This window comes from Streptomyces sp. NPDC007205 (assembly GCF_040634095.1).
Lineage (GTDB): Bacteria > Actinomycetota > Actinomycetes > Streptomycetales > Streptomycetaceae > Streptomyces.
The window spans coordinates 182,199-199,574 of record NZ_JBEYEW010000009.1 but is presented as its reverse complement, the minus strand read 5'-3'; the positions used below and the strand labels follow the sequence as shown (position 1 = coordinate 199,574).

At 73.2% G+C, this 17,376-nt stretch carries 20 protein-coding genes; 11 read left to right on the top strand and 9 right to left on the bottom strand.

Annotated elements, in window-relative coordinates; genetic code table 11:
- Window positions 1-104: 104 nt before the first annotated feature.
- A complete protein-coding gene (locus ABZ624_RS18045; RefSeq protein ID WP_360089155.1) occupies window positions 105-533 on the bottom strand; it encodes a DUF6234 family protein in 429 nt (142 codons plus the stop codon).
- Between the two features lie 44 nt (window positions 534-577).
- Entirely contained in the window at window positions 578-1,114 is a 537-nt protein-coding gene (locus ABZ624_RS18040) for an SDR family oxidoreductase (RefSeq protein ID WP_360089152.1), read from the bottom strand.
- A gap of 121 nt (window positions 1,115-1,235) precedes the next feature.
- Here ABZ624_RS18040 and ABZ624_RS18035 point away from each other — a divergent pair, with 121 nt between their 5' ends.
- Both ABZ624_RS18035 and ABZ624_RS18030 read left to right on the top strand, forming a co-directional pair.
- Entirely contained in the window at window positions 1,236-2,411 is a 1,176-nt protein-coding gene (locus ABZ624_RS18035; RefSeq protein ID WP_360089149.1) for a PP2C family protein-serine/threonine phosphatase, read from the top strand.
- Window positions 2,412-2,485: 74 nt separating this feature from the next.
- Window positions 2,486-2,629, top strand: coding sequence for a hypothetical protein (locus tag ABZ624_RS18030; RefSeq protein ID WP_360089146.1), 144 nt, complete (start codon window positions 2,486-2,488; stop codon window positions 2,627-2,629).
- An 11-nt stretch (window positions 2,630-2,640) separates the two neighbouring features.
- Here ABZ624_RS18030 and ABZ624_RS18025 read toward each other — a convergent pair whose 3' ends face one another.
- Window positions 2,641-3,585: an aminoglycoside phosphotransferase family protein gene (locus tag ABZ624_RS18025; RefSeq protein ID WP_360089143.1), complete on the bottom strand. Its 945-nt coding sequence runs from the start codon at window positions 3,583-3,585 to the stop codon at window positions 2,641-2,643.
- A gap of 257 nt (window positions 3,586-3,842) precedes the next feature.
- Between ABZ624_RS18025 and ABZ624_RS18020 the strand changes: the two genes are divergently transcribed.
- Window positions 3,843-5,354 (top strand): serine/threonine protein kinase, encoded by a 1,512-nt coding sequence (locus ABZ624_RS18020; protein ID WP_360089140.1) that lies wholly within the window; start codon window positions 3,843-3,845, stop codon window positions 5,352-5,354.
- A gap of 125 nt (window positions 5,355-5,479) precedes the next feature.
- On the opposite strand, the gene ABZ624_RS18015 is transcribed toward ABZ624_RS18020, so the two are convergent.
- Both ABZ624_RS18015 and ABZ624_RS18010 read right to left on the bottom strand, forming a co-directional pair.
- Window positions 5,480-6,616, bottom strand: a complete 1,137-nt coding sequence (locus tag ABZ624_RS18015; protein ID WP_360089394.1) for an aromatic acid exporter family protein — start codon at window positions 6,614-6,616, stop codon at window positions 5,480-5,482.
- 222 nt (window positions 6,617-6,838) lie between these two features.
- Window positions 6,839-7,996, bottom strand: coding sequence for an FAD-dependent monooxygenase (locus tag ABZ624_RS18010; RefSeq protein WP_360089137.1), 1,158 nt, complete (start codon window positions 7,994-7,996; stop codon window positions 6,839-6,841).
- An 89-nt stretch (window positions 7,997-8,085) separates the two neighbouring features.
- Between ABZ624_RS18010 and ABZ624_RS18005 the strand changes: the two genes are divergently transcribed.
- Entirely contained in the window at window positions 8,086-8,643 is a 558-nt protein-coding gene (locus ABZ624_RS18005; RefSeq protein WP_360089134.1) for a TetR family transcriptional regulator C-terminal domain-containing protein, read from the top strand.
- A 33-nt stretch (window positions 8,644-8,676) separates the two neighbouring features.
- On the opposite strand, the gene ABZ624_RS18000 is transcribed toward ABZ624_RS18005, so the two are convergent.
- Window positions 8,677-9,870 (bottom strand): AI-2E family transporter, encoded by a 1,194-nt coding sequence (locus ABZ624_RS18000; RefSeq protein ID WP_360089131.1) that lies wholly within the window; start codon window positions 9,868-9,870, stop codon window positions 8,677-8,679.
- Between the two features lie 437 nt (window positions 9,871-10,307).
- Here ABZ624_RS18000 and ABZ624_RS17995 point away from each other — a divergent pair, with 437 nt between their 5' ends.
- Window positions 10,308-10,475, top strand: a complete 168-nt coding sequence (locus tag ABZ624_RS17995; RefSeq protein ID WP_360089128.1) for a hypothetical protein — start codon at window positions 10,308-10,310, stop codon at window positions 10,473-10,475.
- Here ABZ624_RS17995 and ABZ624_RS17990 read toward each other — a convergent pair.
- The gene (locus ABZ624_RS17990) at window positions 10,469-10,852 is read right to left on the bottom strand and encodes an ANTAR domain-containing protein (protein WP_360089125.1); all 384 of its coding nucleotides are present in this window, start codon (window positions 10,850-10,852) and stop codon (window positions 10,469-10,471) included. The genes ABZ624_RS17995 and ABZ624_RS17990 overlap by 7 nt on opposite strands.
- Window positions 10,853-11,123: 271 nt before the next feature.
- Window positions 11,124-11,576, bottom strand: a complete 453-nt coding sequence (locus tag ABZ624_RS17985; protein WP_360089122.1) for a DUF2267 domain-containing protein — start codon at window positions 11,574-11,576, stop codon at window positions 11,124-11,126.
- Between the two features lie 253 nt (window positions 11,577-11,829).
- On the opposite strand from ABZ624_RS17985, the gene ABZ624_RS17980 reads away from it, so the two are divergent.
- Complete coding sequence (locus ABZ624_RS17980; protein ID WP_360089119.1) at window positions 11,830-12,567, top strand: MgtC/SapB family protein; 738 nt, start codon at window positions 11,830-11,832, stop codon at window positions 12,565-12,567.
- Window positions 12,568-12,600: 33 nt separating this feature from the next.
- On the opposite strand, the gene ABZ624_RS17975 is transcribed toward ABZ624_RS17980, so the two are convergent.
- Window positions 12,601-13,128, bottom strand: a complete 528-nt coding sequence (locus ABZ624_RS17975) for a DUF1360 domain-containing protein (protein WP_360089116.1) — start codon at window positions 13,126-13,128, stop codon at window positions 12,601-12,603.
- A 274-nt stretch (window positions 13,129-13,402) separates the two neighbouring features.
- Between ABZ624_RS17975 and ABZ624_RS17970 the strand changes: the two genes are divergently transcribed.
- The 5 genes from ABZ624_RS17970 to ABZ624_RS17950 all read left to right on the top strand — a co-directional run bounded on the left by ABZ624_RS17970 (window position 13,403) and on the right by ABZ624_RS17950 (window position 17,357).
- Entirely contained in the window at window positions 13,403-13,933 is a 531-nt protein-coding gene (locus tag ABZ624_RS17970; RefSeq protein ID WP_360089113.1) for a hypothetical protein, read from the top strand.
- Window positions 13,934-14,172: 239 nt separating this feature from the next.
- Window positions 14,173-14,577, top strand: a complete 405-nt coding sequence (locus tag ABZ624_RS17965) for a phage holin family protein (RefSeq protein ID WP_360089110.1) — start codon at window positions 14,173-14,175, stop codon at window positions 14,575-14,577.
- A gap of 73 nt (window positions 14,578-14,650) precedes the next feature.
- Window positions 14,651-15,019, top strand: a complete 369-nt coding sequence (locus ABZ624_RS17960; RefSeq protein ID WP_360089107.1) for a hypothetical protein — start codon at window positions 14,651-14,653, stop codon at window positions 15,017-15,019.
- A gap of 65 nt (window positions 15,020-15,084) precedes the next feature.
- On the top strand, window positions 15,085-16,794 hold the full coding sequence (locus ABZ624_RS17955) for a hydrogenase maturation protein (RefSeq protein ID WP_360089104.1): 1,710 nt from the start codon (window positions 15,085-15,087) through the stop codon (window positions 16,792-16,794).
- A complete protein-coding gene (locus ABZ624_RS17950; protein WP_360089101.1) occupies window positions 16,791-17,357 on the top strand; it encodes a hydrogenase maturation protease in 567 nt (188 codons plus the stop codon). The genes ABZ624_RS17955 and ABZ624_RS17950 overlap by 4 nt, the downstream gene beginning before the upstream one ends.
- Window positions 17,358-17,376 lie beyond the last annotated feature (19 nt).

Below are 17,376 nucleotides of genomic sequence, written 5' to 3'. Positions count from 1 at the left end.
GGTCAGCGAGGTCATGGCCCGATCGTGGCGGCAGCGGAACCACCCGGACAACTCCTTTTCGACGGGGCCGCCCGCACCACCCCGTCCGAGCGCCTTCCTCTGCGTCAACCGCAGCGCGGCGCGGCGGGTACGGCGTGGCAGGCGCGCGTGCCGTGGTCGGCCGAGGTGTCGTCGTGGGCCTGCGCCGCGGCCCCTGCCGACACCACGACGGTGATCAGGACGGCCATGACGATCTGACTCACGACGGTCACGAACGCCCGTGCCCGGGCCGCGACCAGGGCCGCCACGAGCGCGAAGGCGGCGACGCCCGCCGCGGCGGTCAGATACCCCCACAACGAGTCCGCCTTGACGGTCCTGTCCGGGTCCAGATTGAACCCGGACAGAAACCAGAGCCCGAAATCGCACGCCAGCGCCGTCAGTTCCAGCAACACCAGGCCGCACCCGGCTCCTATGTCGGCACCGGTGTCGGCATGGTCGCGCCGTCGAGGACCGTTGGTGGCGTCGAACGCCGGTGGGGCGACGGGAAGATTCATGGCCCTCACGCTGCCCGGCCGACGGGGCGGACGCATGAGTACGGCTACTCAGCCTCGGCCGCGTCGTACCAGGGCGTGTCGATCAGGCCCGGCGCGACCGCGTTCACCCGGATCCGGGGGCCGAGCTGGGTGGCGAGCAGTCTGGTCAGGTGGTTCAGGGCGGCCTTGCTCACGGCGTACGGGATCGAGCTGCCCAGGGCCCGGGTGGCCGACACCGAGGAGACGTTGACGATCGCGGCGGACTCCGACTTCCTGAGGTACGGAACGGCGGCCGTGGTCAGCTGCCAGACACCGAAGACGTTGACGTCGAAGATGTCCCGCCAGACGGTGGCGTCGGCCGCGTCGAGGTCGTCGAGTGGGACGATGCGGGTGGTGCCCGCGTTGTTGACCAGGATGTCCAGCCGGCCGTACGCCTCGATCGAGGCCGCCACGATACGCCGGGCATCCGCCGGATCGGCGACATCACCGCGTACGTAGACCGCGTCGGGCAGTTCGTCCGCGAGGGCCTCGCCCGCGGCCGTGCTCCGCGCCGAGTTCACGACGACCCGGACGCCGTCCGCCGACAGCCTCGAAATATACATTCCGAATTACGGAATAGCGGGCGTGCGGCTGCGGCTCACTGCTGGGTGAACCCGGGCTGCGCGGCCGTGCACGTCTTGTGAGACTGCTGGGAAGACGACGGGTCGGGTTGGTGGTGACGAGGTGACAGCAGAGCCGGGCGGTGCGCCGCTAGAGGAGTTCCTCGCCGATCCCGCCCACTGCACCCTCGACCTGGCGAGCGCCGTCGCCCGGTGCGCCAAGTCGCTGGGACTGCGGCACGCCGTCGTCTACCTCGCCGACCTGCAACAACGTCACCTCGTACCGCTCACCGACGTGACCGCGAGCCTGCCCGTCGACACCTCGCTCGCCGGCTGGTGCTATCGCACCCAGTCCCTGCGCGTGGAGGAGTCCGACCGGGAAGGGATGACGGCCTGGCTCCCGCTGCTGGACGGTGCGGAGCGGCTCGGCGTCCTCGCCGTCCACACCCAGTCGCTCACCGCGGCGTCCGTGCGGCAGAGCCGAGCCCTGGCCGCCCTGCTCGCGATGATGATCACCTCGAAGCGGACCTACACGGACTCCTTCGTACGCCGGACGCGCACCGAAGCCATGCAGCTGCCCGCCGAGATGCTCCGGGCCTTCCTGCCGCCGCGCACCATCGGCAACCCGTACGTCGTCTCCACCGCCGTCCTCGAACCCGCCTACGACATCGGCGGTGACGCCTTCGACCACTCCCTCACCGCGACCGCCCTGCACGCCGTGGTGCTGGACGCGATGGGGCATGACCTCGCCTCCGGGCTGACCAGCGCGGTGGCGCTCGCGGCGTGCCGCAACGCCCGGCGCACCGGCGCCGATCTGCTTTCTCTCGTGGACGGTGTGGACGCCGCGCTCAGCCGCTGGCTGCCGGACCAGTTCTGCACGGGGATCATGGCGCAGCTGGACTTCTCGACCGGCATCCTCGAATGGATCAACTGCGGCCATCCCGCACCGCTGCTGATCCGCGGCCAGCGGCTCGTCGTCGACGCCCTGGCCCGCGATGCGGATCCGCCCATAGGGCTGCGCAAGCTGCTCACCGTACGGGAGCGGCCGGTGCACGAGGCGCGGCTCCAGCCCGGCGACCGGGTGCTGCTCTACACCGACGGGGTCACCGAGGCCCGGATGGCCGACGGGCGGCTGCTCGGCCTGGAACGGTTCGCCGACTACGTCATCCGGGCCAGCGCCACCGGCGAGCTCGCGCCGGAGACGCTCAGACGCCTGATCCACTCGCTCCTGGACTCCGAGGACAGCCGGCTCCGCGACGACGCCACGATCCTGATGTTCGAGTGGCGACCGGACGGCTGAGCCCGCTGCCCCTGCCGTACGGCCGAGGGCGCGTCGGCCAACGTCCCCGGCCGCCCGTGCGGGCTTCTCCGCGCTTGGATCACGGTACGGTCGGCCCCATTGCTGACGCTCGGCTGACCACCTCCTCCTTCCTGGTCCTCGGCATCATCGACAAACTCGGCGAAGCCAGCGCGTACGACGTGAAGGTGGGGTCAGGCCGTACCGTCGCCCCGTTGTGAGCCGTCAGGGGTCAGCCGCGGGCCAGGGCCATGAGGAACCGAGTCTCCGCGTCGTCCCGTCCCTGGCACATCCTGGGAACCGCGACGAGGGCGGCCAGGGCCCGGCACCAGCCCAGCACACGATCGGGAGACTGGCCGGGAACCATCACCGCCAGCTTCTCGATCCTCTGCTCCAGCATGGCGATACCCGTGACCCCTTCAAGCACCCAGTCCACCGCGTCGAAGTCCGGGTCGCCCCACGTCGGCCTCGGATCGATCGCCACCAGGCGGGCGCCCGGACCGGACAACACGTTCGCCGGATGGAGATCACCATGGACAAGCCCCACGGGCCCACTGTCGGCAAGTTCCAGGGCAGCCGCTCGGGCCTGACCGAGCACCGCCGGGTCAACCAGGCCGTTCACGGGGGCCGCCGCCGCCAGCCTGCGGTCGGTCAAGTCGAACAGGAAGTCGATGCGACGCGAGAGAGGCTGCAGTACCGAGTGCTTCCCCGGCGCGGGAGGAGAGATCCGCAGGTCCCGCAGCAGAGCCGCAACCGCAGGCGGATCCCAGGTGAGCTGCCGCACCGGCACTCCCGGTTCCACGTTCTCCAGCAGCAAGGCCCCGGCGGCGAGGTCCTCTGCCAGCACAGTGACAACCGACGGTGTCTCCGCCCAGGCCCGCAGGGCTTCGGCCTCCTCGCGGGCGATCGCGGGCTCCGGCGTGAGCTTGAGCCACACCGAGGCACCGGTGTCACGCCTCAAGCAGCGGAACACGCGTGAGGTGCCTCCGCCACCCGCCGCGACAGGATGCAGGTCCCAGCGGGCAGCGAGTTCGCCGACGAGAACAGGCAACTCGTCACACCAGGCGAGTACCTCGGCCCCAAACCGGACGACGAGCCGATCCCGGACCTCCGGTGCGACACGGGCCAACTCTCTCAACGCGTTCCCCCGCAGGTGGTCGATGCAGTGCTTGCGCATCCTAGGAGCATCCGGCCCGCCGGCGGCCGCCGGTGATCACGGCCGCGGCACAACATCGGGTGAGCCCACCGCTCACACGCGGCTGGGGTCGCCCGCGCGAGTGCTTCCGCCTTCAGGCCGCCGCCCGGGAGCGGATCGGCCCGTTAAGCACCAGTAGGCGAACGGAACCAACAAGGGCGTAGGTGACTTGACGTGACGGAGACCGTGTTGACAGCGGTTGCCGGCGTGCAGCCGGTGCGAGCGCAGGGAGTCGGGCGATGAGCGGCGCAGGGCCGGCGGCACCGCCGCGTTCGGAGAAGGGTGAGGCCACGGGCCCGCTCATGGTCGCAGGCTGCGGATCGGCAGGAGCGGCTGGTGACGGGGGTGCTGCTGTGGAGGCGCAGCTGGCGTTTCCGTCCGGCGTTGCGGTGGATGCCGAGGGCCGGGTCCTCATCGCTGATCATGCGAATCACCGCATCCGCATGGTGGACGGTTCCGGAGTGATCAGGACCGTGGCGGGGGAGGGGGTGCGGGGCTGTTCGGGCGATGGTGGTCCGGCGGTCCGGGCGGCTCTGGGTTTCCCCACGTCGGTGGCGGTGACGGCCGACGGCGCGATGTTCATCGTTGACGAGATGAGCCGCCGCGTTCGCCGGGTGGGGGGCGATGGTGTGATCACCACGGTGGCCGGGGACGGGGCCAGGGGCGGTGCGGGCGACGGCGGTTCGGCGCTCGAGGCTGAACTTTCCTCTCCTTGCGCTGCGGTGGCGGGCCAGGACGGGGCGCTGTTCGTGGGTGACGCGGGCACGTGCTCGGTGCGGCGGATCGGCCCGGACGGTGTGATCAGCACGGTGCTGTCCGCCGCGGAGAGCGCGGGCACGAAGGAGCGTGCTGTCCCCGCTCCCTTCGTCCCGGCCGGGCTGGCTGTCGATGATGCCGGGTGCCTGTATGTGGCAGATCCCGCGGGGCGCCGGCTGTTGCGCCTGGAACGGGATGGGGGCGTGTCACTGTTGGCCGCCCCGGGTCCGGCGAAGGCCCCAGTGAGTGTCGACTGGCAGGCCCCGTGTGCGGTGGCGGTGGATGCCGACGGTTCCCTCTACGTCGCCGACCACACGGCTCACCGGGTGTGGCGCCTGGCGGCCGGCCGGGCGGAGGTACTGGTGAGCGGTGGTGAGCAGGCGCAGACCGGACCGGCCGCCGGAGACGGGCTGGCGTATCCGAGCGGTCTGGCCATTGATACGGGCGGCCGTCGCCTGCTCGTGGCGGACAACTTCCACCACCGCGTCGTCGCCTTGTCGCTCCCTGCGGTGCCGCAGACCCGTCCGGGCCCATCCGAGCGTGACGGCATTGCGGAGCGGCGACCGGTGCCCGCCGACCTGCTGGTCAAGCAGGAGGTCGGCGTCGAAGTACGCGCGGGGCAAGGCCAGTGGTTCCACATCCGGGTGTCGTCATCGCAGGCTTGGGAGCCCGGACGGGTGACTCACAGGTTCACCGCACCGACCGGGTTCGTCTTCGACGGACAGGCGTCGTGCGCGTACTACCGCGTCGATGGCGGGGTCCTTCCCGGAGAGGACTTGGCAGTGGACGTGGCGGACGCCGGGCGGACTCTGCGGGTGATCCATGAACCACGTCTGAACACCCCCGGTCATCCGGCGGCAGCCCTCGTCTACACCGTCGGTGCGAGGGCGGTGGCCGATGCGGTACCGGGCCGGGTCACTGACGGCCGAGCAGTGATCGCTGGGCACCCGGGGACGGCCATGAAGGCGACGGTCCTGGGCGACGACGACATCTGACGTCCGGGACTCGGCGGGTGGCCTGGCCGCCCGGAAGATGACACTGCCGGTAGTCGCCGCGCTCACGCCCGGGACCAGCGCCGGTGTGCGGCTCGCGGCTCGGTACGAGCGAGCCGGCCCCTGGATCACGTGCCCGAGGCGGCCAGCTGATCGGCCAGCCGGTGCGCCTGGGCGAGCAGGGCGCCGTAGGTGGCGACCTCGTCGGGGTCGTCCGTCGTGGAGCGGACCAGGTCCCGGCGCAGTTCGTCGAGCGTCTCGCGCAACCGCGTGACGGCCGCGCGCAGTTCGTCGTCACACGCCTCGTCACCGAACCGGCTGTGGCTGTAGAGCCGCAGCGCGTGCGCGGTCCGGCGCAGGAACTCGGCGTATCGGCGGGCGAGTTGGGGGTGCGGCCGGGATGCCGCGCGGTCCTCGGCCGTGGCCTCCAGCACCGTGCGGGTCACGCCCGCCGTGTGCACGGCCGCGTAGTCCAGCACCACGATCGCGTCGTCGTACCCCTTGCCGGGCGGTGGCACGGCACGGGTGTGCCGGCGGCGCAGGTTGCCGCGCAGGCTCTCCCGGCTCCACGCGAGCGCCGAGCGGGCCTGCTCCACGAGTCGGTGCAGCCGCAGGGCCCGTTCGTGCCGGGCGCCGGCCTCCGCGGCGTCCCAGCGTCCCTCGGCCAGCCCCTGCGCCACGGCCCGCAGGATGTCGTGGGCCTCCTCGGTCGCGTCCTTGAGGACGGCCCGGCTGTCCCGCAGATACAGCGGCGGCCGGACCAGGGCGTTGACCGCGATGCCGACCACGGCTCCGAACAGGGCTTCGGCGAGCCGGGCCGTGGAGGTGGCGACGGTGACGGACCCGTTGGTCAGGACGAACAGGGCGCCGGTGGCGGCGTAGATGCCCTGGCTGCCCAGGCGGCGCCACTGGCCGAGCAGCATGGCGAGGGGCAGGACGACGGCCATCGTGGCCACTGTGTCGTGCAGCGGCAGCGCCACCGCGGTGGCCACGATCGTGCCGGCCGCGATCGCCGCGAGCTGCTGCAGCCCGTGTGCGATCGACCGGTACACGGTCGACTCCACCAGGACCACCGCCACCCACGGCGCGACGAACGCCACCGGGGCGTGCAGCCACCAGCCCGCCACCGCCCACGCCAGCCACGCGGCCAGGGCCGCCTTCATCGCCTGGACGGCCAGATCCCGTTCCCGGCACGGCCCGGCCCAGGCCCGTGCCGCACCGTGCGCCGTGGCCGTCACCTCCCGCCACAGCGCCTGCCACGTCATTCGCGAGCCACGCATGGCGCCCGGGTGCCACCTCGCACACCGCTCCATGCCGGTCGCCCGCGTCACAGTCCAGGACGCCCAGGGCCGGGGCAGCCCCGGACGAGCTTCCCGTCGGCCGAGCGGGAGCGGGCCTCCGGTCCGCCTGTACCGTCCGTGCCGTGTCCGGACGGCGCCCAACCGACCCGGGCCGGCACCGGTAGCCGTCGGCCGGGCGACCGCAGGTCAACCCAGGCCGGGCGGCGTCCAGTCGGCGTGTCGCAGGATCGCCCGCGTCGTCGCACGGGACGGGGCGAGCCGTAACGCGGTGTTGCGCAGGGCTACGGCGAGGGGATGGGACAGCTGCTGACCCATCCGGCCCGCCTGCCGCGCGGCGCGGGCGACCGCCTGGGAGCGCGGGCGGCGCTCGGCGTCGTAGCGGGCCAGTGCCGAGCCGACCGAGGGCTCAGCGGCGAGCGCGGCGGCCAGCGTGACCGCGTCCTCCAGCGCCTGACACGCACCCTGGCCGAGATTCGGCGTCATGGCGTGCGCCGCGTCACCGAGGAGCACCACCCGGCCCGCGACGAACGACCGCAAGGGTGTGACCAGCTCGTGGATGTCGTGGTGCAGCACATCCTCCGGCCGGGTCGCGTCCAGGAGGGCGGGGATCGGATCGTGCCAGCCGCCGAAGCGCCGGCGCAGCATGCCGAGCGGGTCGGCATGGCGTACCCCGGCCGGGGCGGTGAGCACCGCGTGCCACTCGGCCCGGCCGTCGGCGAAGGCGATGTGCCCGAACTCCGCACCCCCGCCCCAGGTCAGCTCGAAGTCGCCGCTCAGCTCCAGCGGCCGGCCGGTGACGGCCCGCAGCACCGTCGAGCCGCCGTAGACCGGACCGGGGTGGCCGGGGAACAGCAGTTTGCGCAGCCGGCTGCCCACCCCGTCGGCCGCGACGACCAGGTCGGCGTCGAGAACGCCGTCTCCGACCGGCACTCCCACCCGGTCCGGGGCCGACCGGTCCAGTGCGGGCACGGTGATGCCGATGCGCAGACACTCGGCCGGCAGGGCCGCGCGCAGCAGACGGTGCAGGACCGCGCGCCGGATACCGACGATCGGCGTGCCCAGCGCGCGTTCCAGGGCGGCGCCGTCCATCCGGGCCAGCCAGCCGCCCGAAGGGGTGCGGGTGCCGCCGCTGTACTGCGGTCGGGCCGCCGCGCGCACGGCCGCTCCGACACCGAGGGCGTCCAGGGCGCGCAGCCCGTTCGCGTGCAGCGAGATGCCCGCCCCCGCGTCGGCCAGGGTGGCGGCCCGCTCCACCACCGTTACGTCCCAGCCGGTCCGGCGCAGACCGATCGCCGCCGCCAGCCCGCCTATGCCGCCGCCGACCACTACCGCCGTACCGCCCATGCCGGCCCCCCTTCGTCTTCTACAGGTGTAGAAGACGACCGTACCGGGCGTGTTCTACGGGTGTAGAAGCGGGGGTGTAGAAAGAGGGGGTGCCAACAGACCGACGTACTGTCCTCACCGACGCGGCCATCGCCGTGCTCGCCGACAGCGGTATGCGGGGGCTGACGCATCGCGCCGTGGACCGGGCGGCGGGACTGCCTGCCGGCACCACGTCCGCGTACTACCGCACCCGTCAGGCCCTGCTCACCGCCCTGGTCCGGCGCCTGGTGGCACTCGACCAGGGCGAGCTGCAGCAGATCGGAACCCGGGTGCCGGTGCCCCGTACCGTCGCTGACATGGTCGCCGGACTGGCGCAGTTCACCGCGATGCGGCTCACCGGGGAGGGACGCAGGCGTTGCCTGGCGCGCTACGCCTGTGCGGTCGAGAGCGCGCGTCATCCCGAACTGCGCGAGATCCTGCTGCCGCGCGAGAACCGGGCGCGGCAGGCGGCATGCGACTTTCTCGCCGCTCAGGGCGTGGCGGACCCGGAGGAACGCACGGTGACGCTGCTGACCTGTGTGGACGGCCTGATCTTCGACCGGCTGGTGAACGGCGGAAGTGTGTCGGAGGACGAGATCAGGGGCCTCGTGGCGGCGGCTCTGCGCTGAGCGGTACGACGACGGCGGCGGCGCTCTTCTGCTTCACGGCGGCACCGCGCGCAGCGCCCGCAGCACCGCCCACACGACCGAGACCATCGGCACGGCCACCACCGCACCGATCACGCCCGCGATGATGCTGCCGGCGATCACCGAGACCGCTACGACGAGCGGATGCAGCCGAACGGCCCAGCTCATCACCAGCGGATGCAGCACATGCCCCTCCAGCTGGCCGATGACGACGATCAGCGCCAGCACGGCCATCGCCGTGATCGGCCCGCGTCCGGCCAGCGCGACGACCGTGGCGACGGCGAGCGCGACCGGCGAGCCCACCAGAGGCACGAACGCGGCGAAGAACTCCAGCAGCGTCAGCGGCAGCGCGAGCGGCACCCGCAGCACGAGCAGCGCGACACCGACGAGGACGGCATTGGTGGCGGCCACGATGATGATGCCGCGCGTGTACCCGGCGAAGGCCCGCCAGGCCGCGTGACCCGCGCGGTCCCACGCCGGACGGGCGCCGCTCGGCAGCAGCTGGTCACGGATCCAGCCCCACTGGCGCTCGCCGGAGTAGATGAAGAACACCGAGGCGAACAGCGCCAGCGCGCCCCCGGCGACCAGCTCGACCACCTGGCTCAGCCCGCTGACGGCACGGCTGAGCAGGCTGGACCGGTGCGCGGAGATGTAATGCGTCACCTGGTTCTCCAGCTCGGAGAGCCGGCCGGCACTCAGCCGGAACGGGGGCCGCCGTAACCACTGCTCGATGCGGTGCACTCCGCCCCGAAACTCACCCGTGAGCCGGGCCGACTCGCCCACCACGGCGTTGCCCACCAGGGCCAGCAGGCCCACCAGGAGCAGCACACTGCCCACCAGTGCCAAGGCGACGGCCAGCGGCCGGGGCACGATCCGGCTGAGCAGATCCGTCAGCGGGCGCAGGACGGAGGTCACGATCAGCGCGAGGAAGAGGGCGACGGCGATGAGCTGGAAACTGCCGAGGATGCTGAAGACGCCGTAGACGACGGTCCCGACGAGGATCAGCCGCCAGGCGTACGCCGCCGCGACCCACAGCCACGGCACCGTCCGTTCGGCCACCGGCGCCGGCGCCGGCGCCGGCACCGGCACCGGTTCGGGCCGCGGGGTGGCCAGGATCCGCACCGAGTACGCCGGCCGGCTGCCCAGCACCCGCCTGCCGCGGCGCCGGCCGCCCGCTCCGGTCACCCGCCGACGCCCATCGCCCTCCACCGATTCCGGCTCCTTTCCGCCACCTCTGATGACGGTCGGTCACGTGTACAGCACCGTAAGCGCACGTGGCGGGCGCAGCACGTGGAATGCGCCCGCGCGCGGCGTGCACCGGACGGCGGCGTTTCGGCGCTGGCGAGCCGTGTCCACGACGAGGCAGGCCGCCCCGGGGACGCGCCATCGGCACGGGCTGCCGCTCGCCCCCGCGGGGTCAGAACCCGCTCCAGCGCGGCACGCGCGACCGGCTACGACCGGCTCCTCGGTGAAGGCCCGCACTGCCCGCCGGCTCTCCATCGCCTCGTACACATCCACCACATCCACCCGCGGGACCTCCTGACCGGAGGGTGCAGAGGGCGGTCACAGGACTTTCACAACCGTTCCGGGTGGGCCGGACCGGGCGGGGCACCCGGGAGGTGTCGCCGGCAGAGAGGGATCCGCCAGTGATCGCCATCGCCGTACTGCTGCTTCCGGTCCTCAGCATCCTGCTGTACGGGCTGGACCAGGTCGAGGACCGCTGGATCCTGCGGCCTCCGGCCGCCCGCCACAGCAGGCACCGCCGACTTCGCCGTGCGAACCGTACGAACGGTACGAAGGCGGGACGTCACTGATCCGTCGCCGGGTCCCCCGTCGTCGTGGCCTCGTTCAGGCCTGCGCACCGTCGGTAGCGCGCGATCGCCCTGCCGAGTTCGAGCCGCTCCGGCTCGGGGAGCGTCCCGCCCTGGGCGTACTCGAGGATGTGCTCGGCGACCGTCCGCAGCTTGGTGTTGGTGCGCTGGGAGACGTCCCGCAGCGCCCGCCAGGCCTCTTCCGGTGCGATCCGTCCGACGACGACCACGGCTCCGATGGCCTGGTCGATCACCGCATGCGAGGACACCGCGCGCCGCAGCTGCTGGTTCTCGGTCATCAGCCGGTCGTATTCGGCTGCCAGGTCGGTGCAGGAGAGCAGGACCAGCGGCTGGTGCCGGGAGAGCGCGAAGAAGGCCATGGAGCACCTTTGCGGGGTGTGGGGGCGTCACTGCTACGCCTGCCCTCGGTGGGCGCCGGCACACAGATTGAAGCAGCAACGCGGGGACACCGTCACGCCGCACGGGCCGCGCCGTGGGGGCGCGCGCATGTGCGGCGGTGCCGGCCCGACCAGGCCGTCCGCGCCGGTGTCGCGGTGTCGACCCTCCGGGCCCGCGCGGCCGTGCCGCGCAGAGCGCCCGGTGCCGGCCCTGCCCGCCCGACCGGACCCCTGCCGCGCCGGTGTCGCGGTGTCAGCCCCGCCCGCCCGCGCGGCCGGTGCTCTCGGCGTTCTCGGTCGCCCGGCCCACCGGCAGCAGGTCACGGATGTCGGCGGGCAGGGCGCCGGCCATCCGTTCGGTCAGCTCCGGGGCGAGCGCGGCGTCGAGCACCTCCATGACGGCGGCGGCCTCGCGCAGGGCCGTGTCCTCGTCGGTGCCCGCCCGGTCGGCGACGCGTCCGGCGAAGACGGTCAGCCCGAACCGCTCGCCCGCCGCGCCGGAGTCGGCGGCGGCCGAGGCGTCGGCCGCCTCCCGCATGGCCGCTGCCATGTCGGGCGGCAGCTGGGCGGCCACATGCCGGGCCAGCCCGGACGGCAGCCGTTCCGACAGCGTGCTGACGACGGCGTGCGCGGCCCGTTCGGCCGAACCCCGGTCCGGCAGCTGGGCCAGTGACTGCACCTTTCCGATCATCTCGTCGTGCCGCATGAGCCCGGTTCCTTCCGCACGAAGTCCTGACGGTGGGGTACGTCCCTCGCCGCGGGTGAGGCGCGAGCCTCGGCCCGTCCGGGTATCCGGGCATGCCGAGTACCCGATCGCCGGGGCCGAGTACCCGGCCGCGGCCGGTGTCCGCCCCGGTGGAGTCGCGGTCCCGTCGCGGGGTAGGCGTCGGCGGCGGACGATCGAACGACCGGACATCGGTGGAGCGAGATGTATCGGTGCAGCGAGATGTGAGGTGTGCATGATAGGAGCGGGGCTGGCGGCACCATTGTGGGACGTGCACAACGGCCAGGGGCTGCGGCAGCTTGGCGAGCTGGGACTGGCGCTGCTGCTGGCCAGCCTGATCGGCTGGGAGCGGGCGGCCCAGCAGAAGAGCGCGGGACTGCGCACGCACACACTGGTCGGCATCGCGAGCGCGCTCATGATGGAGGTGTCCCAGCACGGGTTCACTGCGGTGCTCGGGCTGGAGAACGTCTCCTTCGACCCCTCCCGCGTCGCGGCGCAGATCGTGTCCGGCATCGGCTTCATCGGCGGCGGCCTGATCTTCGTACGACGGGACGCCGTACGGGGCCTGACGACGGCCGCCACCATCTGGCTGACCTGTGCGGTCGGCATGGCCTGCGGCGGGGGACTGCCCATCCTCGCCCTGGCGGTGACCGCACTGCACTTCCTGGTGGTGCGGGGCTACCCGCTCGTCACGTCCCGTCTGATCCCCGGCACCGCCGCCGGTACGTTCGAGGCGCGCCTGACCTACCGGACCGGAGCGGCACTGCTGCCACGCCTGATGGAGACCTGCACCCGGCGCGGCTTCCGGATCGTGCAGGTCAAGGTCGAACGGCTGCCCGGCCGGCCGGACGACGCGGCCCGGGTGCTGCTGGCACTGGAGGGCGCCGGAGACTCGTCGGGGCTGGCGGGGGAGTTCTTCCAGGAGGAGGGGGTGCTCGACGTCGAGGTGAGCACCTCGTCGGACGACGAATAGCGGGTACGGCCGCTGCCCCGCAGGAGTCGCCGCTCAGCTCCTTGACGTCTGCTCCGCCTGCTCCGTCTGCTGTGTCTGCTCCGTCTGCTGTGTCCAGGTCCAGGCGTACTGCATCCAGTCCGCGACCGTCAGCGCGCCGAGGCCCCCGCAGACCAGACGGGTGAGCCGCGGCGCCGCGGCGTACGAGCACACCAGGGTGCCGGCGGCCCAGGCCGAGGTGCAGAACGGGCAGGACAGCAGGTCGCCGATGGCCCGCCGGAGCCCGTGACCCCGAGGTTCGTCGATGACCTCGTTCGCCTCCCCCTCGCCCGCGCGGCGGGTGAACGGCGCCCGGAGAAAGCTCGTGACCTTGTCCCTGGTCAGCAGCCTGGACGCCTTGTACGCCCCCGCGCCCATCAGTACGACGTCCCACGGCGGCACCGCGTCCGGCAGCTGGACACCCCGGCGCCGGGCCAGCACCGCGAAGGTGCCGGCGCCCGCCGTGAAGACGGAGGCGAGGGCGGCATACCCGGCGAGCGGGACGTCGCCCTGTTCGTCGTACCGCACGGCGTCCGTCGTCATGAGACCTCCCATACCTCCCCATACCTCCCCGGACGCAGCCAGCACCGGGCCCGCCACGAGTTCCCCGGGCCGGGACTGCGACACGCGCGCCATGGGCACCGGGCTCCGCGGGCGGGGGCGGCGTCCACCCGGCCGGCGTCGCGATGCCCCGTGTGACGTGGGCAATGCCACATATGACCTGGTTCGCAACCCCCTCCCTGTCGTGCCCGGTGCCGGGCTACCGTTGCGACGAGCCCCTGCTCCCCTTCCCCCTCCCATCTCGGACGGCCCGGCTGTGCTCACTGATCTGTCCCCCCTCATCACCGCGACTGCGCGCTGGCTGACGGTCGCCTATCCGCCCAGTGGCGGCGCGCTGGCCTCCGCCCTGTGCGAGGCGCAGGCCCGGCAGGCCGTGACCGTCGCCGCGTGGCTGCGCTACCCCACGGAGATCGACGCGGCTCTGGTCACGATGGCCGGTCCCGGCGGTGCCGCACGCCTCGACTGGATCACCGGTGCGGAGCGGTCCGGTGAGGGCGGCCCGGTGGACGACTGGGCCTGGCGCACCTGGGTGGACGAGGTCGTCGCCAGCTGGGCGGCCGGCCTGCTCACCGATCCCGAGCTGGCCGGGCTCGCCGTCGCCGCACTCGCCGACGGCGAGCACGCCTCGGGCGCACCGGTGGAGTTCCGGCGCCTGCTCGCGCCCGACGACGGTGACCGGCGCGCCGCCGCGCTGCTACGTCACCCCGACCTTCTCGCCCCCGTGGCCGAGCTGCACCTCGACCAGCTCCTGGACCGACTCGGAGCGGACGGCGCCCTCGCCGCCTGAGCCCCCTGTTTCCCCGGGCCGGCTCCGGTGCCGTACGCCCGCGCGGCCGAGCTGCACGTGGCCCAGCCCTTGGTCTGGCCGGAACCGTGCAGCGCTCTCTCCACCTGAACGCTCTGGGCCAGCCCGACCCACGGGGGCAGCCCGACACCGGCCCCCCGGCCCCACCGGTCCACCCCGCCCCACCTGACGGACCGGCCCCCGTGTCGTACGTCCCCGCGGGGGTACTGCGGAGCTGATCCGTGGGCCGTTCGCCGGTGGCGGCCGGTCCGGGCGACGGCAGGCAGGAGAAGGCGATGGGCGCGCAAGGCGACGGGACATCGGCGGCCGGCGGCGTCGGGGACGCGGCGGCCCGGCTGGCCCAGGACACCGGCGAACTGGCCCGCAAGGAGATCGGCGCCGTCCGGGACGAGATCATGACCGCGCTGAAGCGGCTGGGCGCGGGCGGGCTGCTGCTCGCCGGAGCCGGCACGTGCGGTGTGCTCGCCCTGGCGGCCGCACACACGACCCTGCTGCGGGCCCTCGGCGCGGTCCTGCCGGAGCGCACGGCCTCGGCCGTACTCAGCTGCGCGTACGCCGCCGGGGCAGTGGGCCTGGGTATGGGGGCGCTGAACCGGATACGGGCCGCGGCCCGGGCCGCCGCGTGAGCGGCCGGCGGCAGGTGAGCCGGTTGCGTCGGCCGAGGGGACGGTCGCGTCGGCCGAGGGAGAAGGCCCGGTCATGACCTTCAAGAATCCCGTGCACCGCGGCGGGGCGCGCCGCGGCCACTTCGAACAGTTCGCGGAATACGCCTCCAATTTCACCAGCTCCCCGGTGTTCTTCCTCTTCTGCCTGCTCCTCGTCGGCTTCTTCGTCGCCGCGCACCTCGCGCACCTGCGGATCGAATTGCTGCTGCTCGCGGGCGAGTCGATGACCGCGGTCACCCTGCTGCTCCTGGCGCTGCTGAAGAACGCCGAGATGCGCGCCGAGCACGCGATCCAGCGCAAGCTCGACGCCATCGCCGGGGCCTTGCTGGAGGCCCACTCCGACGACCGGAGCCAGGCCTTCGAGGACCTGCGCAACGCGATCCGTATGGAGGAAGAGACCTGACAGAGGCGGACGAACCGCGCGGCGGTTCTTCACGGCACCCCGGCCAGGGGCGACCATGCCATGTCATGGACATTTTGCTCGTCGCCAGCGCGTTCAACAGCCTCTCCCAGCGTGTGTACGCCGAACTGTCGGACCTCGGGCACCGCGTGGACGTCGTCCTCGCCGCACAGGGCGCCGACCCCGTCCGCGCCGCCGTGCGCGAGCTGCGGCCGGAGCTGGTCATCGCACCGATGCTCAGGACGGCCCTGCCCGAGGACGTGTGGCGGGAACACACCTGTCTGATCGTCCATCCGGGCCCGCCCGGCGACCGTGGCCCGTCCTCCCTGGACTGGGCCATCGCCGAGGGCGCGGCGACCTGGGGGGTGACGGTCCTGCAGGCCGAGGCGGCGATGGACGCGGGCGCGATCTGGGCGGCGGAGCCGTTCCCGGTGGCGCCCGTCGGCAAGAGCGACCTGTACCGCAACGAGGCCTCCGACGCCGCCGTCACCGCCGTCCTCACCGCCGTACGGCGCTACGCCGAAGGCTCCTACAAGCCCCAGCCGCAGACCGACGACTCGATCAGCGCGGTCTGGCGCGACGCCTTCCGGCAGGAGCGGCGCCGCATCGACTGGGAGCGGGACGACACCGAGACGGTCCTGCGCAAACTCCGGGCCGCCGACTCACAGCCCGGCGTCCTGGACGAACTCCTCGGCCGTGAGGTGTTCCTGCACGGCGGGCACCCCGAGGACCGGCTGCGCGGCCGCCCCGGCGCCCTGCTGGCGACCCGGGCGGGCGCCGTCTGCCGGGCCACCCGGGACGGCGCCGTGTGGATCCCGGAACTCCGCCCGCGCAAGAACTCCGGCGACCCGGCGCCCTTCCGCCGCCCGGCCGCCTCCGTGCTCGCCTCGTACCAGCCCTCCCTCCGGCTCGCGGCTTCCCCCCTCCCGCTCGAACTGTCCCCGGACCGCCGGACCTGGACCGACATCCGTTACCGGCAGCGCGGTGACGTCGGCTTCCTGGCCTTCTCCTTCCCCGGCGGGGCCATGAGCACCGACCAGTGCCGCAGGCTGCTCGCCGCCTACGAGTCGGCCCTCGCCCGCCCCACATCGGTCTTGGTGCTCGGCGGAGCCCGCGACTTCTTCTCCAACGGCATCCACCTGAACGTCATCGAGGCGGCCGCCGACCCGGCCGAGGAGTCCTGGGCCAACCTCAACGCCATGGACGACCTCGTCGAGGCGGTCCTGCGCACCACCGACCGGCTGGTGGTGGCCGCGCTCGCCGGCAACGCGGCGGCGGGCGGCGCCATGCTCGCTCTCGCCGCCGACGAGGTCTGGTGCCGTGCGGGCGCCGTCCTCAACCCGCACTACCGGCGGATGGGCCTGTATGGCTCGGAGTTCTGGACGTACACGCTGCCGCGCCGCGTCGGAGCGGACACGGCCCACCGGCTGACGACCGAGGCGCTGCCGGTCAGCGCCACGACGGCCCAGCGGATCGGACTGGCGGACCGGCTGGTGCCGACCGGGGCGCAGGACTTCGCGGCAGAGGTCGAGCGGATGGCGGCGGACGTCGCGGCCGCTCCGAACCTCACCCGGCGCATCGCCGAAAAGGCGGCGGCCCGCCGCTCGGACGAGAAGGCACGGCCGCTGGCGAAGTACCGACAGGTCGAACTGGCCCGTATGCACGCCGTCTTCTTCGATCCCGAAGCCCCCTACCACGCGCTGCGGTCGGCCTTCGTCCGGAAGGTTCCCGGCGGCACCGTCCGCCCCCTGGCACTGCCCCCCGGAGACCTCCGTTGACGCCGCGCCTGCTGGTGGCGGGCGTCGGCAACATCTTCCTCGCCGACGACGCCTTCGGCCCGGAGGTGATCCGCGCCCTCGGCGAGCGCCCGCTGCCGTCCGAGGTGCGGGTGCACGACTACGGCATCCGCGGCATGGACCTCGCCTACGCCCTGCTGGACGGACACGACACCGTCGTGCTGGTCGACGCGGCGCGGCGCGGCCACCGCCCAGGGACCCTCTCCGTGATCGAGGCCGAACCGCCCGACGGCACCGTCGCACCCGAGGCCCACGGCATGGACCCGGCGAAGGTGCTGGCCCTGGCCGCGCACCTCGGCGAGGAGCCCCTGCCCCGCGTCCTGGTCCTGGCCTGCGAGCCTGACCTGCTGCCGAGCGGTGACGAGGACATCCTGCCGGGGCTCAGCGCACCCGTCCGGGAAGCCGTCCCCCGGGCCGTCGACGCGCTGCACACCCTGATCCCGGTTCTGCTCGCCGATCCCGCCGCGCCCGCGCCCCCGTTGGGCCGCCCGATGGAATCCGGGCCCCCGCGCCCGGCTGCGCTGCCCGGCAGGGCGGCCGGCTGAGCGGAAGATCGGGGAAGCC

Bases quoted from the DNA above. Each gene is read 5' to 3' on its own strand.
- ABZ624_RS18010 (WP_360089137.1), bottom strand. From the start codon at position 7,996: ATGGGCGGTACGGCGGTAGTGGTCGGCGGCGGCATAGGCGGGCTGGCG.
- ABZ624_RS18040 (WP_360089152.1), bottom strand. From the start codon at position 1,114: ATGTATATTTCGAGGCTGTCGGCGGACGGCGTCCGGGTCGTCGTGAAC.
- ABZ624_RS17985 (WP_360089122.1), bottom strand. From the start codon at position 11,576: ATGCGGCACGACGAGATGATCGGAAAGGTGCAGTCACTGGCCCAGCTG.
- ABZ624_RS17980 (WP_360089119.1), top strand. From the start codon at position 11,830: ATGATAGGAGCGGGGCTGGCGGCACCATTGTGGGACGTGCACAACGGC.
- ABZ624_RS17960 (WP_360089107.1), top strand. From the start codon at position 14,651: ATGACCTTCAAGAATCCCGTGCACCGCGGCGGGGCGCGCCGCGGCCAC.
- ABZ624_RS17990 (WP_360089125.1), bottom strand. From the start codon at position 10,852: ATGGCCTTCTTCGCGCTCTCCCGGCACCAGCCGCTGGTCCTGCTCTCC.
- ABZ624_RS18020 (WP_360089140.1), top strand. From the start codon at position 3,843: ATGAGCGGCGCAGGGCCGGCGGCACCGCCGCGTTCGGAGAAGGGTGAG.
- ABZ624_RS18045 (WP_360089155.1), bottom strand. From the start codon at position 533: ATGAATCTTCCCGTCGCCCCACCGGCGTTCGACGCCACCAACGGTCCT.
- ABZ624_RS18015 (WP_360089394.1), bottom strand. From the start codon at position 6,616: ATGACGTGGCAGGCGCTGTGGCGGGAGGTGACGGCCACGGCGCACGGT.
- ABZ624_RS17975 (WP_360089116.1), bottom strand. From the start codon at position 13,128: ATGACGACGGACGCCGTGCGGTACGACGAACAGGGCGACGTCCCGCTC.
- ABZ624_RS17955 (WP_360089104.1), top strand. From the start codon at position 15,085: ATGGACATTTTGCTCGTCGCCAGCGCGTTCAACAGCCTCTCCCAGCGT.
- ABZ624_RS18025 (WP_360089143.1), bottom strand. From the start codon at position 3,585: ATGCGCAAGCACTGCATCGACCACCTGCGGGGGAACGCGTTGAGAGAG.